This is a genomic window from Streptomyces sp. SD15 (genome assembly GCF_054462255.1).
In genome coordinates, this window is sequence record NZ_JBTLMO010000022.1 from 68,690 (window position 1) to 83,600 (window position 14,911).

The window sequence follows — 14,911 nt, forward strand, 5'->3', positions numbered from 1 at the left end:
CGACAAGGATCTTGGACTCACCCGCTTCCCGCCGAGGGTCGCGTCGTTGGTACGTACGGGGGTCTGCCGCCTGCGTTCAGAGCCCCTGCCAACTCGCCTTTGGACAGCCGGAGGACCCGAAGTCGTGGCCGTGACCGAGTCTGCGGTGGTGCCGGTGGGGCGCGAGCCCGAGGAGCCGCGGGAAGGTGTGCCCGAGACGGCGCGAGAGGGTGTCGGCGCGTCCGAGCGGGCGCGCACGGCGCATGAGGGGATTCTGCGGCGCCAGTCGGCGCGCGAGTCGGCGGCGCGTACCTATGCGCGCGCCCTGCCGATCGTCCCCGTGCGGGCGCGCGGGCTGACGATCGAGGGCGCGGACGGGCGCCGGTATCTCGACTGCCTCTCCGGCGCGGGGACCCTGGCCCTGGGGCACAACCACCCAGTGGTCCTGGAGGCGATCAGAAAGGTCCTCGACTCCGGGGCGCCGTTGCACGTCCTCGACCTCGCCACGCCCGTCAAGGACGCCTTCACGACCGAGCTGTTCCGCACGCTGCCGCCGGAGTTCGCCGGCCGCGCCCGGGTGCAGTTCTGTGGACCGGCCGGGACGGACGCCGTCGAGGCCGCGTTCAAGCTGGTGCGCGCGGCGACCGGGCGCTCCGGGATGCTCGCGTTCACCGGCGCGTATCACGGGATGACCGCGGGGGCGCTCGAAGCGTCCGGGGGAGCGACCGAGGTGCGGGTCGCGCGGCTGCCCTACCCGCAGGACTACCGCTGTCCGTTCGGCATCGGCGGCGAGCGCGGAGCCGAACTCGGCGCGCGTTGGACCGAGTCCGTGCTCGACGACACCAAGTCGGGCGTGCCCCGCCCCGCCGGGATGATCCTCGAACCCGTCCAGGGCGAGGGCGGAGTGATTCCCGCGCCCGACGGCTGGATGCGCCGGATGCGCGAGATCACCGCGGCGCGCTCCATTCCCCTGATCGCGGACGAGGTCCAGACCGGGGTCGGCCGGACCGGCGCCTTCTGGGCCGTGGAGCACAGCGGGATCACCCCGGACGTGATGGTCCTGTCCAAGGCCATCGGCGGCAGTCTGCCCCTGGCCGTCGTCGTCTACCGCGACGACCTCGACGTCTGGCAGCCGGGCGCCCACGCCGGCACGTTCCGCGGCAACCAACTCGCCATGGCCGCGGGCGCGGCGACCCTCGCGTACGTTCGCGAGAACGGTCTCGCCGAGCGCGCCGCAACCTTGGGCGACCGCATGCTCACTCAACTCCGCCAACTCGCAGGGGAGTTCCCCTGCATCGGCGACGTACGAGGCCGTGGGCTGATGATCGGTGTCGAGCTGGTGAACCCCGAGGCCTGCCCGAATCCCGCCGCCGACGGTCCCCGACCCGCCGCCCCCGAGCTGGCCGCCGCTGTGCAACGCGAGTGCCTGCACCGAGGCCTGATCGTGGAACTGGGCGGCCGGCACTCCAGCGTGGTGCGGCTCCTCCCACCCCTGACCATCAGCGACGAACAGGCGACCGCAGTGCTCGACCGACTGGCGGACGCGGTGGGGGCGGCGGTGGGCGGGGGTTCGGGCCGTGGTGGTCCGCTTCTGCGGAGCGGCGGGGGCCGTGGTGAGCCGGGTGAACCAGCAGAGCAGGGCCGGAGCCACGAGTTCGGTGAGCTCGCCGGATAGGACCTGGGTGCTGCCCGGCCAAATCCCACTGTGCCCCCGCAGCCGACCGGCCCCCCACCCCAAGCAGCGTCCGTCTCCCGAACCAATGTCCACGACCCGGGCCGCCCCTCGCTGAGGGAGGAAACAGTCCCTCACCCAGACCACCACCCCCTCGACCAGATCCACCGACCCCACCCGAATCAACCAGGAACGCCAAAGGCCCCACGCACCACGTACGCCAGTACCGCCTCGGTTCGTCGCCGCACGAGCCCGAACGACCCCACGAGGAACTCTCTTGAACGCCACCCCCGCATCCGACGGCCGTCCCGACACCCACGAGCGAGCCGCCCGTGGCACGCAGACCCCGCTCGCGCCGGGGGCCGAACAGGTCCCCCGGCAGAAGGGAGGGGCCGGGGAGGTCGAGCGGCTGCGCGGCGCCACCGCCGACCTGTTGGAGCACCCCGCTGCTCACACCGCGGCCCAGTCGGCTGCGGTCGAGAACCTGCTGCGCTGCTGGGTGCGGGAGAACAACCTGTCCGCCCCCACCGACGGCACCCTCATCATCCCCCTCCCTGCCAGCGGCACGTCCCTCCTGGCCCCGGTCCGCTACTGGTCCCCGACCGGCTGGCACCGCTTCGGCCTCCCGTACCTCGCCGACGCCCCCGACGAGGCACCGCCCGCCGACGCGGTCACGCTGGCAGTACTGCTCGCGCGCCAAACGGCGACGGGCGCCGAGACGGAGGTGGCCGCCGAGACCGCGCTGGGCGCGGAGACGGTGGCGGGCGTCGGGACGACAACCGCGGGCACTGCGGCGCCTGCGCGCACTGCGGCGCCTGCGGACACTGCGGCGCCTGCGCGCACTGCGGCGCGCGCCGACGATCCCGTGCCCCCCACCGGTGCGACAGCCACGACCGGATCGGCGCCCGCTGCCGACCCCGTGCCCGACGCGTCCGCGCAGGACCCGCACATCCCCACCGGTGACGGTTTCGACCTTGTCGGCCGCGTCGCGGACTCCGTGCGGCGCACTGTCGTATTTCTCAGCGACCGCAGGGAACGCCCCGCCGACACCCCCGACTTCTTTCTCGCTGCCGAGCAGGCACTCCTGCTGGGACACCCGTGGCACCCCACCCCGAAGAGCCGGGAGGGACTCTCCGAGGCCGAAGCACGGCGGTACTCACCCGAGCTGCGCGGCTCCTTTCCGCTGCACTGGATGGCGGTCGCCCCGTCGGTGCTGGCGGCCGACTCGGCGTGGACGGAGCGCGGTCGACCCGTCTCCGCCGAGCAGCTCACCACGCGGCTGGCCGGAGCCGAGCTGTCGCTGCCCGACGGGTATGCCGCCCTGCCGCTGCACCCCTGGCAGATGGGCGAGGTCCGGCACCGTCCCGAGACCGCGGCCCTGCTCGACGCGGGGCTGCTCCGGGACCTCGGCCCGCACGGCCCCGCCTGGCACCCCACCTCCTCCGTCCGCACCCTCTACCGCTCCGGTGCTCCCGCGATGCTGAAGCTGTCGCTGGGCCTGCGCATCACCAACTCCCGTCGAGAGAACCTCCGCAAGGAACTCCACCGTGGAGTGGAGGTCCACCGTCTGCTGCGCAGCGGCCTGGCCAAGCAATGGCAGGCTGCCCACCCGGGCTTCGACATTGTCCGCGACCCGGCCTGGCTCGCCGTCAACGCCCCCGACGGCACCCCTCTGGTCGGGCTCGACGTGATGATCCGCCACAACCCGTTCAGCCCGACGGACGACGCGGGCTGCATCGCGGGGCTCGTCTCACCCCGGCCCCACGCCCAACCCGGCGCACGGAGTCAGGCACACGACAGGCCCCCTATGCGATCCCGGCTCACCGAGATCGTCACCCGCCTCGCCGGGCGCACCAGTCGACCTCGCGGTGCCGTCGCCACCGAGTGGTTCCTGCGCTACCTGGAGCAGGTCGTACGCCCCGTGCTCTGGCTGGACAGCGAAGCGGGGATCGCGCTGGAAGCGCACCAGCAGAACACCCTCCTCCTGTTGGACCCCGAGGGCTGGCCCGCGGGCGGCCGCTACCGCGACAACCAGGGCTACTACTTCCGCGCCTCACGACGCGAGGAACTCGACGCCCGGCTGCCCGGCATCGGCGAGCACAGCGACACTTTCGTCTCCGACGAGGTCACCGACGAACGCTTCGCCTACTACCTCGCCATCAACAACGTGCTCGGTCTCATCGGCGCCTTCGGCTCCCAATGCCTTGCCGATGAACAGCTGTTGCTCGCCGCTTTCCGCCGCTTCCTCGCCGACGCGGCCTCCGGCCCGGCGCGACTGCGTACGTCCTTGCCCGCCCACCTGCTCGACTCACCCGTCCTGCGTTGCAAGGCCAACCTGCTGACCCGGCTGCACGGCCTCGACGAACTCGTCGGCCCGGTCGACACCCAGTCCGTCTACGTCACTATCACCAACCCCCTTCATTCCTGAGGACCATGACCCACCCCGTCTCCTGAGAGGAGCGTCGCCGTGCCCCCCACTGACGCGAGCACCGACGCCGGTACCGCCCCCGTCACCGATCTTGGCGCCGACCCGGGCCCCGGCTCGGGCACGGACAGCGAGGACACCCTCGACCTGCGTCTGCCCGACGAGCTCATCGCGCTCTTCGCCGATGAGGTCGCATCAGCCGGGGGTACCGGGGAAGCCGGGGGACACAGCGCGGCCGCGGCCGACGCGAAGGCCGATGACGGCCGCGGCCGGGGCGACGAGCGCAGCCAGGACCAGCAGGGCAGACAGGGCTGGCAGGACTGGCAGGACTGGCAGGGCTGCGCAGACGCCGGGGAGACCGCTCCCGTCAGTCCGGCCGGTGACGACCTGCTCGACCACGTCGGTGGCTGGGGCCCGACCCTCACTCCTATGGGCACCTTCCACCTGGTTCCGGTGCGTGTCGAGCGTGATCTCCCGCTCATCACCCGCTGGATGAACGACCCGGCCGTCGCGGAATTCTGGGAGCTGGCAGGACCTGAGTCGGCCGCCGAAGCACATCTACGCCTTCAGCTCGACGGCGACGGACGCAGCGTGCCCTGCCTCGGCGTGCTGGAGGGCACCCCCATGAGCTATTGGGAGATCTACCGCGCGGACCTTGATCTCCTGGCTCGCCACTATCCCTCTCGTCCGCACGACACCGGACTCCACCTCCTCATCGGTAGTGTCGCCAACCGCGGACGAGGCCTCGGGTCCGCCTTGCTCCGAGCCGTCGCCGACCTCGTACTGGACAAGCGCCCTTCATGTGCACGTGTCGTCGCTGAACCCGATCTGCGCAACACCCCCTCCGTCTCCGCCTTCCTGAGCGCCGGTTTCCGGTTCTCCGCCGAGGTCGATCTGCCCGACAAGCGGGCAGCCCTCATGGTCCGAGACCGGGCCCTGCGCGATCTGTTGTAGCGCCATCACTTTTAGTACACCGCTCGTCCCGATCCGGTTCCCTGTCGAGGAGTCCCCGTGCCGCATCCATCCGCCACCCCGGCCTCCGGAGAGCCGCCCGCCCTGTACGACCCGCCTGAGCTGCGCAAAGACCGATGGGAGCAAGCCGGCCGCCGACTGCTCACGAAGATGATCGGCGAGTTCGCATATGAGGAGATCATCCGGCCGGAGCCGGAGCCGGAGCCGGAGCCGGAGCCGGAGCCGGAGCCGACGGGAGAACTGATCCCAGCGCGCAGCCAGCACGATGCGGCGACCAACCTGGACACCGCACAAAGGTCACCGACCCCCGCGCCTGCCCGTCTCTCCCCCCGACGCCCCTACACCCTGCGCCTCGACGCCGGTGGCATCCTCTCCTTCCGTGCCCGCCGTGCCGCGTACGACAGCTGGCGCGTCGACCCCGCCTCGCTCACCCTCACGGAAGAGGGGGAGGAGCCCCGCCCGTTCACCGACCCGCTCGACTTCGTCGCCCGAGCCCGCGGCACGCTGGAACTCGACGGCGCGACGCTCGGCCATGTGATCCGTGAGCTGAACACGACGCTCGCGGCGGACGTGCGCCTCGACCGTGACGCCCTGACGGCGGCCGAGCTCGCCGACCTCGGCTACGCAGAGCTGGAGGGCCACCAGAGGGGCCACCCCTGGATCGTGCTGAACAAGGGCCGCCTCGGCTTCTCCGCGAGAGACGCCGCCGACTGGGCGCCCGAGGCCCGCAGAGCGAGGGCGCTTCCGTGGATCGCGGTACACACCACACTCGCCACCTACCGAGGCGTCCCGGGCCTCGACACCGCGGAACAGCTCTACGCACGCGAACTCGCCCCCGCCACAAGGGAGACCTTCGACGCGGCACTACGCGCGCGCGGGCTCGCACCGGAGTCGTACCTCTATCTGCCTGTGCACCCCTGGCAGTGGGACGCCGTCGTACTGCCGCTGTTCGCGTCGTCCGTCGCCGCCGGCGCGATCGTGCCGCTGCCCTCGGACGGCGATCTGCGCCTGCCCCAGCAGTCGATCCGTACGTTCCTCAATGTCTCGCGCTCGGACCGGCACACGGTGAAGCTGCCGCTGTCCGTGCTCAACACCCTGGTGTGGCGCGGTCTTCCTACGGAACGAACGCTCGCCGCCCCCGCCGTCACCGCTTGGATGCAGGCTCTCAGGGACGCCGACCCGTTCCTGCGGGACACCTGCGGAGTGATCCTGCTCGGAGAGGTCGCCTCGGTGACGGTGAACCACCCCGTGTACGACGCACTTCCCGAGGTGCCCTATCAGTACAAGGAGTTGCTCGGAGCTATCTGGCGCGAGCCGCTCTCACACGACCTGGCCCCCGGAGAACGCGCCCGCACTTTGGCCGCGCTCCTGCACATCGACCCGTGCGGTCGCGCCTTCACGGCGGAGCTCGTCGCCCGCTCGGGCCTCGCTCCCGAGATCTGGCTGCGCCGTCTGTTCGCCGCGCTCCTGCCGCCGCTGCTGCACTTCTTGTATCGGTACGGCACGGTGTTCAGTCCCCATGGAGAGAACGCGATCGTTGTCTTCGACGACCATGACGTACCTGTCCGCCTGGCCGTGAAGGACTTCGTGGACGATGTCAACGTGAGTGCGGATCCCCTGCCCGAGCACGCGTCCATGCCGGACGACGTACGGAAGGTGCTGCTGACCGAGCCGCCGACGTTCCTTACCCAGTTCATCCATTCCGGGCTCTTTGTAGGCGTCTTCCGCTATCTCGCGCCGCTCTGCCAGGAGCAACTGGGCGTTCCGGAGGCCGGGTTCTGGTCGCTGGTCCGCGCGGAGATCGTCCGCCACCAGACGCGCTTCCCCGAGCTCAAGGAGCGTCACGAGGCGTTCGACCTGCTCACTCCTCGTATCGAGCGGCTGTGTCTGAACCGCAACCGGCTGCACCTCGACGGGTACCGCGACCGTCCCGAGCGCCCGCATGTCGCTGTGCACGGCACGGTGCCGAACCCCCTGCACCAGTGTTGATCCCGCGTTGCCCACTCGTCTTGATCGCGTCCGTCGTCCCGGCCTTGATCGCCCGGTTGTCAGTGGCGCCCCGTAGTCTGGCAAAGCTATGACAGAGTCCTCACTCCCCGAACTCCTGCATGCTGCCGTCACTGCCGTCGGCGGCACGGAGCGCCCTGGCCAGGTGACCATGGCCGCAGCCGTCGCGGGTGCCATCGACGACAGCTCCCACCTGCTGATCCAGGCGGGCACAGGTACTGGTAAGTCGCTCGGCTACCTGGTGCCGGCGCTCGCCCACGGGGAGCGTGTCGTCGTGGCCACCGCCACCTTGGCGCTCCAGCGGCAGCTCGTTGAGCGCGATCTTCCGCGGACCGTGGACGCGCTGCATCCGCTGCTGCGCCGCCGCCCCCAGTTCGCGATGCTCAAGGGCCGGTCGAACTATCTGTGCTTGCACCGATTGAACGAGGGCGTGCCGCAGGAGGAGGAAGAAGGCCTCTTCGACCAGTTCGAGGCGGCCGCGCCCACGAGCAAGCTGGGGCAGGACCTGCTGCGGCTGCGGGACTGGTCGGACGAGACCGAGACAGGCGACCGCGACGACCTCACACCGGGCGTCTCCGACCGCGCGTGGGCCCAGGTGTCCGTGTCGTCCCGGGAGTGCCTGGGCGCCTCGAAATGCGCTTATGGGGCGGAGTGCTTCGCCGAGATGGCCCGCGAGCGGGCCAAGCTCGCCGAGGTCGTCGTCACCAACCATGCGCTGCTCGCCATCGATGCCATCGAGGGCGCGCCGGTCCTCCCCCAGCACGAAGTGCTGATCGTCGACGAGGCCCATGAGCTGGTCTCCCGAGTCACCGGTGTCGCGACCGGCGAGCTCACCCCTGGCCAGGTCAACCGCGCGGTCCGCCGCGCCGCGAAGCTCGTCAACGAGAAGGCTGCCGACCAGCTTCAGACGGCTGCCGAGGGCTTCGAGCGGCTGATGGAGCTCGCGCTCCCGGGACGCCTGGAAGAGATCCCGGAGGATCTGGGATACGCGCTGATGGCGCTGCGCGACGCCGCCCGGACGGTGATCTCGGCCATCGGCTCCACCCGCGACAAGTCCGTCCAGGACGAGGACGCCGTACGCAAGCAGGCCCTCGCCTCGGTGGAGAGCGTGCACGACGTGGCGGAGCGGATCACGAACGGCTCCGAGTGGGACGTCGTCTGGTACGAGCGCCACGACCGCTTCGGCGCATCGCTGCGGGTCGCCCCCATGTCCGTGTCCGGCCTTCTCAGGGAGAAGCTCTTCGCGGATCGCTCCGTCGTCCTCACGTCCGCGACGCTGAAGCTCGGTGGCGACTTCAACGGTGTGGGGGCGTCGCTGGGGCTCGCCCCGGAGGGCACGGAGGGCGACGACCTTCCGCAGTGGAAGGGCGTCGACGTCGGCTCGCCCTTCGACTACCCCAAGCAGGGCATTCTGTATGTGGCCAAGCATCTGTCGCGCCCCGCGCGTGACGGCGACCGCGCGGACATGCTGGACGAGCTCACCGAGCTGATCCAGGCCGCGGGTGGCCGCACGCTCGGCCTGTTCTCGTCGATGCGGGGCGCCCAGCTCGCGGCGGAGGAGCTGCGGACGCGCATCCCCGAGTACCCGATCCTGCTGCAGGGAGAGGAGACGCTCGGCGAGTTGATCAAGAACTTCGCGGCCGACCCGAAGACCTGTCTTTTCGGCACGCTCTCGCTCTGGCAGGGAGTCGACGTCCCCGGTCCCAGCTGCCAGCTGGTCGTCATGGACAAGATCCCGTTCCCGCGCCCCGACGACCCGCTGATGAGCGCCCGCCAGAAGGCCGTGGAGGACGCCGGGGGCAATGGCTTCATGGCTGTCGCCGCGACCCATGCGGCGCTGCTGATGGCGCAGGGCGCCGGCCGCCTCGTGCGAGCCACGGGAGATCGCGGTGTCGTGGCCGTATTGGACCAGCGACTGGCGACGGCGCGCTACGGCAGCTATGTCAAGGCGTCACTGCCCGACTTCTGGTACACCACGGATCGTAATCAGGTGCGGAGGTCGCTCGCCGCGATCGACGAGGCGGCGCGGAGCGTGGAGGACGCGTAGCGTCTCCACGGCGGGCTGGTGCACGCTGCGTTTCCCGGGCAGGGCCGATGGGAGCCTCGCCCGGAACGGTCCCGCAACACCGTTCGTGCGACGACGCGGAGGGCACCGGGAACATCGCCCCCAGGCCCCTGCACACATCCAAGGACCTGGTCGGGAAAACGTCAGGGCCCCGGAACCGGCGCAGTTGGTTCCGGGGCCCGATCAGGGGCTGGGCGGTGTGTCTCGCCCGATGCGCGCTGTCACACGCGCCGCAACACTGCCACCACCTTGCCGAGGATGGTCGCCTCGTCGCCGGGAATGGGCTGGTACGCGGAGTTGTGCGGGAGCAGCCACACATGGCCGTCCTCGCGCTTGAAGCGCTTCACCGTGGCCTCGCCGTCGAGCATCGCGGCCACGATGTCGCCGTTCTCCGCGACCGGCTGGCGGCGGACCGTCACCCAGTCTCCGTCGCAGATGGCGGCCTCGATCATCGAGTCACCGACGACCTTCAGGACGAACAGCTCGCCGTCGCCGACCAGCTGCCGGGGAAGGGGGAAGACATCCTCCACCGACTCCTCGGCGAGGATCGGGCCACCCGCTGCGATACGGCCGACGAGGGGGACGTACGACGCGGCCGGCTTGCCCGTCGTGTCCGTGGGCTGCGCCGAGGACTGGTCGGAGCCCCGGACCTCGTATGCCCGTGGGCGGTGCGGGTCGCGGCGCAGGAAGCCCTTGCGCTCGAGCGCCATCAGCTGATGTGCGACCGAGGAGGTGCTGGAGAGGCCGACCGCCTGTCCGATCTCCCGCATCGACGGCGGGTAGCCGCGCCGCTGCACGGAGTCCCTGATGACCTCGATCACCCGGCGCTGCCTGTCGGTGAGTCCCGAGCTGTCCGCCCGGATGCCTGGAGGTCGGCCCGGCAGGGCGCGCTTGGGCCCCTCATGATTCGTGGCTTCATTCATCGCATGCACCGGCTCGAGTCGGCCCTGGGAGCGGTCCTGGGCAGTGATGGTGGCACTGTCTGCGGTGGTGGTCACGTCGGCCCCTCTCGATGGTCTCCCTGCTGGACAACGGTAGTTGCTTTCGAAAGGTTGCGCCAAACACACGTTCGAGTGAAAAAACGCAGATTGCCTGACGTGGTCAGGTGTCTGGGTGTATGGCTGACGCTACATCCGGCGGACAAAAGGGCTCATTGCTGTACCCTTCACCGCCGGGGCGATGGCTGTGCCGACAGATGTGGGCCGCCGCCCAGTCTGCCATCCGGCACCTCGCCGGCCGGGCACCGGCCCCCTGTCTCGCGCGGTGGCCACGGTATCCCCGTACGTCCGGGATCGGTATGGCTGTGCGGCACATGCCGAAACGTGTGCGACACGCGTGCCATGGGCGAATTTGCGGGTCGATCCCCACATCTAGTGGTTGGATTTCTGTAACAGCCCAGAAGTTGTGGTCCCCCGGGTCTTCGGACCTCCGGCCATCGCCTATGCTTGGGGCTGCTTCGAGGGGCCCAGGAGGTCTCGCGAGGTCTATGAGTCGTGCTGTGAAGGAGGGTTGGAGCCATGCACTGCCCCTTCTGCAGGCACCCCGACAGCCGCGTCGTCGACAGTCGTACGACCGATGACGGCACGTCGATCCGCAGGCGCCGCCAGTGCCCCGACTGCTCCCGTCGTTTCACGACCGTGGAGACGTGCTCGCTGATGGTGGTCAAGCGGTCCGGCGTCACCGAGCCCTTCAGTCGTACCAAGGTCATCAACGGCGTGCGCAAGGCGTGCCAGGGGCGGCCGGTCACCGAGGACGCCCTCGCCCAGCTCGGCCAGCGGGTCGAGGAGGCGGTGCGCGCCACCGGAAGCGCCGAGCTGACCACCCATGATGTGGGGCTGGCCATACTCGGTCCGTTGCAGGAACTCGACCTCGTCGCCTACCTGCGATTCGCGTCCGTGTACCGGGCGTTCGACTCGCTCGAGGACTTCGAGGCCGCCATCGCGGAACTCAGGCAAGAGGCGAGGCCCCGCCTCGCCGCGGACGACGATGACGCGGACGCGGAGCGCCCGGAAAGCGACCGCGGGTCCGGAGGGACTGTCCAGGTCCCCGTGCCCGCCAACGCCGCCGACTGAGGACAGGACCGGCATGAGCCGGTCGATCGGCGGCGACCACAGACCTGCTGCGAGGGACCGCGTTTGCGGCGCCCGCAGCGCCAGACACACACCGTGCCACGGGAAGAACGAGGCACTTCAGGGCGTTTTAGCCCGATACAGGGAGGCGGCATGACAGAGACGGCGAGCGGTCCGGCACGAGGTTCCCGCGCCAAGGGCGGAACCAAGGCCACCAAGGGACTGCGCATCGAGCGTATTCACACCACCCCCGGCGTGCACCCGTACGACGAGGTGGAGTGGGAGCGCCGTGACGTCGTCATGACCAACTGGCGCGACGGCTCGATCAACTTCGAGCAGCGTGGCGTCGAGTTCCCCGGCTTCTGGTCGGTGAACGCGGTCAACATCGTCACCAGCAAGTACTTCCGCGGTGCCGTCGGCACCCCGCAGCGCGAGGTGAGCCTCAGGCAGCTCATCGACCGCATCGTGAAGACGTACACGAAGGCAGGTGAGGACTACAAGTACTTCGCCTCGCCCGCCGACGCCGAGATCTTCGAGCACGAGCTGGCGTACGCCCTCCTGCACCAGATTTTCAGCTTCAACAGCCCGGTCTGGTTCAACGTCGGGACCCCGCAGCCCCAGCAGGTCTCCGCCTGCTTCATCCTGTCCGTCGACGACTCCATGGAGTCGATCCTCGACTGGTACAAGGAAGAGGGCATGATCTTCAAGGGCGGCTCCGGCGCCGGCCTGAACCTGTCACGCATCCGCTCCTCCAAGGAGCTCCTCTCCTCGGGCGGCAACGCCTCGGGTCCCGTCTCCTTCATGCGCGGTGCCGACGCCTCCGCGGGAACGATCAAGTCGGGTGGCGCCACGCGCCGCGCGGCCAAGATGGTCATCCTCGACGTCGACCACCCCGACATCGAGGACTTCATCGAGACCAAGGTCAAGGAAGAGGAGAAGATCCGCGCCCTGCGTGACGCGGGCTTCGACATGGACCTGGGCGGCGACGACATCACGTCCGTCCAGTACCAGAACGCCAACAACTCGGTCCGCGTGAACGACGCGTTCATGAAGGCGGTCGAGGAGGGCGGCAAGTTCGGCCTCACCTCCCGCATGACCGGCGAGGTCATCGAGGAGGTCGAAGCCAAGGCGCTCTTCCGCAAGATGGCCGAGGCCGCCTGGGCCTGCGCCGACCCGGGCATCCAGTACGACGACACGATCAACAACTGGCACACGTGTCCGGAGTCCGGCCGTATCAACGGCTCGAACCCGTGCAGCGAGTACATGCACCTGGACAACACGTCCTGCAACCTCGCCTCGCTGAACCTGATGAAGTTCCTGAAGGACGACGGCAAGGGCCACCAGTCCTTCGACGTCGAGCGCTTCGCCAAGGTCGTCGAGCTGGTCATCACCGCGATGGACATCTCCATCTGCTTCGCCGATTTCCCGACCGAGAAGATCGGCGAGAACACCCGCGCCTACCGTCAGCTGGGCATCGGTTACGCCAACCTCGGCGCCCTCCTGATGGCGACCGGCCACGCCTACGACTCCGACGGCGGCCGCGCCCTCGCCGGTGCCATCACCTCGCTGATGACCGGCACCTCGTACAAGCGTTCCGCGGAGCTCGCCGCGGTGGTCGGCGCGTACGACGGCTACGCCCGCAACGCGCAGCCGCACCAGCGCGTCATGAAGCAGCATTCCGACGCCAACGCCGTGGCCGTCCGCATGGACGACCTGGACACGCCGATCTGGGCCGCCGCCACGGAGGCCTGGCAGGACGTGCTCCGCCTCGGCGAGAAGAACGGCTTCCGCAACGCGCAGGCCTCGGTCATCGCGCCCACCGGCACCATCGGCCTCGCGATGTCCTGCGACACCACCGGCCTTGAGCCCGACCTCGCGCTGGTCAAGTTCAAGAAGCTGGTCGGCGGCGGCTCGATGCAGATCGTCAACGGCACCGTCCCGCAGGCCCTGCGCCGCCTGGGCTACCAGGAGGAGCAGATCGAGGCGGTCGTCGCCCACATCGCCGAGCACGGCAATGTGATCGACGCCCCGGGCCTCAAGCACGAGCACTACGAGGTGTTCGACTGCGCCATGGGCGAGCGTTCCATCTCCGCGATGGGCCACGTCCGCATGATGGCCGCGATCCAGCCGTGGATCTCCGGCGCGCTCTCCAAGACGGTCAACCTGCCGGAGACGGCGACTGTCGAGGACGTCGAGGAGGTCTACTTCGAGGCGTGGAAGATGGGCGTCAAGGCGCTCGCGATCTACCGCGACAACTGCAAGGTCGGCCAGCCCCTCTCCGCCAAGACCAAGGAGAAGGAGAAGGTCGAGGTCACCGCCAAGGCCGAGGCGACCATTCGCGAGACGGTCGAGAAGGTCGTCGAGTACCGTCCCGTCCGCAAGCGCCTCCCCAAGGGGCGTCCCGGCATCACCACCTCCTTCACGGTGGGCGGCGCCGAGGGCTACATGACCGCCAACTCCTACCCGGACGACGGTCTCGGCGAGGTCTTCCTGAAGATGTCGAAGCAGGGCTCCACCCTCGCGGGCATGATGGACGCCTTCTCGATCGCGGTCTCCGTGGGCCTGCAGTACGGCGTGCCCCTGGAGACGTACGTCTCGAAGTTCACGAACATGCGCTTCGAGCCGGCCGGTATGACGGACGACCCGGACGTGCGGATGGCGCAGTCGATCGTCGACTACATCTTCCGCCGCCTGGCGCTGGACTTCCTGCCCTTCGAGACGCGCTCCGCGCTCGGCATCCACTCCGCCGAGGAGCGTCAGCGCCACCTGGAGACGGGCTCCTACGAGCCCGCCGACGACGAGGTCGACGTCGAGGGCCTCGCCCAGTCCGCGCCGCGTGCGCAGGAGCTGAAGGCCGTCGCCACGCCGAAGGCCGAGGTCGAGGCGGCCGTGCCCGCCCCGAAGCAGGCCCACACCAGTGCCGAACTGGTGGAGATGCAGCTGGGCATCCAGGCGGACGCCCCCCTGTGCTTCTCCTGCGGCACGAAGATGCAGCGGGCCGGCTCCTGCTACATCTGCGAGGGCTGCGGCTCGACCAGCGGTTGCAGCTGACCTGAAGCTCTGAAGGGCGGCACGACCACCGGTCGCGCCGCCCTTCGGCGTTTTCACGGTCCTACGGAGGGACCATTTTGGGAGTGGGGTCCCCGGGGATCCGTTCACGCGTCGCGGCGACTGCCCATCACCTGAGGGAAGGCCGCCAGGTCCGTGTCGTAACCGTGGATGCCCGGGTGGAAGTTCCACTCTCCGGAGTCATCGCGTACGAACTCGCCGACCGTCGCGGCCGTCGCCCCCAGGACGTCGCCGAAGTCCTCCTCCGCCAGCAGGGTGTAGCCCTCGCGCATGCGCAGGGCGGGGTTGAGTACGCCGACGAACGTCCTGTGGCCGGCGCCCTGTTGGATCAGGACGCCGACCACCACGCGCGCGTAGCGGCTGTCGAGGCGGTTCAGCTCCAGCGTCATGACCTCGTCCCAGCCGAACCCCTTGCCGTCCTTGCTGTCCCGGTTGAGATAGATGGTGCCGTCGGGTGAGCGGCTGTCGAAGTGCACTACGTAGGCGGGCTTTCCGTACGGGTCGCTGCCCAAGTAGGTCGCCGCGATGATGTCGAGGTCGGTGGCCGGCTCGCCGACGGGACTCGGGTCCCACTTCGTCGCGAGCTCGACCTTGCGGATGCCCTTGTTGAGACCGTTCACTGGATCTCCCCCTTCTCCAAGTGCTTCCTGCCC

Annotated in this window: 9 protein-coding genes; 7 read left to right on the forward strand and 2 right to left on the reverse strand. The window is 69.6% G+C overall.

Annotated features, from left to right (window positions below):
* Nucleotides 1–124: 124 nt before the first annotated feature.
* The 5 genes from ACX28W_RS22550 to ACX28W_RS22570 all read left to right on the forward strand — a co-directional run bounded on the left by ACX28W_RS22550 (nt 125) and on the right by ACX28W_RS22570 (nt 9,102).
* The gene (locus ACX28W_RS22550) at nt 125–1,654 is read left to right on the forward strand and encodes a diaminobutyrate--2-oxoglutarate transaminase family protein (protein WP_459000899.1); all 1,530 of its coding nucleotides are present in this window, start codon (nt 125–127) and stop codon (nt 1,652–1,654) included.
* Nucleotides 1,655–1,928: 274 nt separating this feature from the next.
* Nucleotides 1,929–4,079, forward strand: coding sequence for an IucA/IucC family protein (locus tag ACX28W_RS22555; RefSeq protein WP_459000901.1), 2,151 nt, complete (start codon nt 1,929–1,931; stop codon nt 4,077–4,079).
* Nucleotides 4,080–4,118: 39 nt separating this feature from the next.
* Complete coding sequence (locus ACX28W_RS22560) at nt 4,119–5,030, forward strand: GNAT family N-acetyltransferase (RefSeq protein ID WP_459000903.1); 912 nt, start codon at nt 4,119–4,121, stop codon at nt 5,028–5,030.
* Between the two features lie 57 nt (nt 5,031–5,087).
* Complete coding sequence (locus ACX28W_RS22565) at nt 5,088–7,037, forward strand: IucA/IucC family protein (RefSeq protein WP_459000905.1); 1,950 nt, start codon at nt 5,088–5,090, stop codon at nt 7,035–7,037.
* An 88-nt stretch (nt 7,038–7,125) separates the two neighbouring features.
* Nucleotides 7,126–9,102: an ATP-dependent DNA helicase gene (locus ACX28W_RS22570; RefSeq protein WP_459000906.1), complete on the forward strand. Its 1,977-nt coding sequence runs from the start codon at nt 7,126–7,128 to the stop codon at nt 9,100–9,102.
* A gap of 239 nt (nt 9,103–9,341) precedes the next feature.
* On the opposite strand, the gene lexA is transcribed toward ACX28W_RS22570, so the two are convergent.
* Entirely contained in the window at nt 9,342–10,118 is a 777-nt protein-coding gene (gene lexA / locus ACX28W_RS22575; protein WP_459000908.1) for a transcriptional repressor LexA, read from the reverse strand.
* A 519-nt stretch (nt 10,119–10,637) separates the two neighbouring features.
* On the opposite strand from lexA, the gene nrdR reads away from it, so the two are divergent.
* Together nrdR and ACX28W_RS22585 are read left to right on the forward strand one after the other, a co-directional pair.
* Nucleotides 10,638–11,192, forward strand: coding sequence for a transcriptional regulator NrdR (nrdR, locus tag ACX28W_RS22580; RefSeq protein WP_459000910.1), 555 nt, complete (start codon nt 10,638–10,640; stop codon nt 11,190–11,192).
* 150 nt (nt 11,193–11,342) lie between these two features.
* Entirely contained in the window at nt 11,343–14,240 is a 2,898-nt protein-coding gene (locus ACX28W_RS22585; RefSeq protein WP_459000912.1) for a vitamin B12-dependent ribonucleotide reductase, read from the forward strand.
* A 104-nt stretch (nt 14,241–14,344) separates the two neighbouring features.
* On the opposite strand, the gene ACX28W_RS22590 is transcribed toward ACX28W_RS22585, so the two are convergent.
* On the reverse strand, nt 14,345–14,878 hold the full coding sequence (locus ACX28W_RS22590) for a TerD family protein (RefSeq protein WP_459000913.1): 534 nt from the start codon (nt 14,876–14,878) through the stop codon (nt 14,345–14,347).
* Between the last annotated feature and the right edge of the window lie 33 nt (nt 14,879–14,911).

Bases quoted from the DNA above. Each gene is read 5' to 3' on its own strand.
- ACX28W_RS22570 (WP_459000906.1), top strand. From the start codon at position 7,126: ATGACAGAGTCCTCACTCCCCGAACTCCTGCATGCTGCCGTCACTGCC.
- ACX28W_RS22585 (WP_459000912.1), top strand. From the start codon at position 11,343: ATGACAGAGACGGCGAGCGGTCCGGCACGAGGTTCCCGCGCCAAGGGC.
- nrdR (WP_459000910.1), top strand. From the start codon at position 10,638: ATGCACTGCCCCTTCTGCAGGCACCCCGACAGCCGCGTCGTCGACAGT.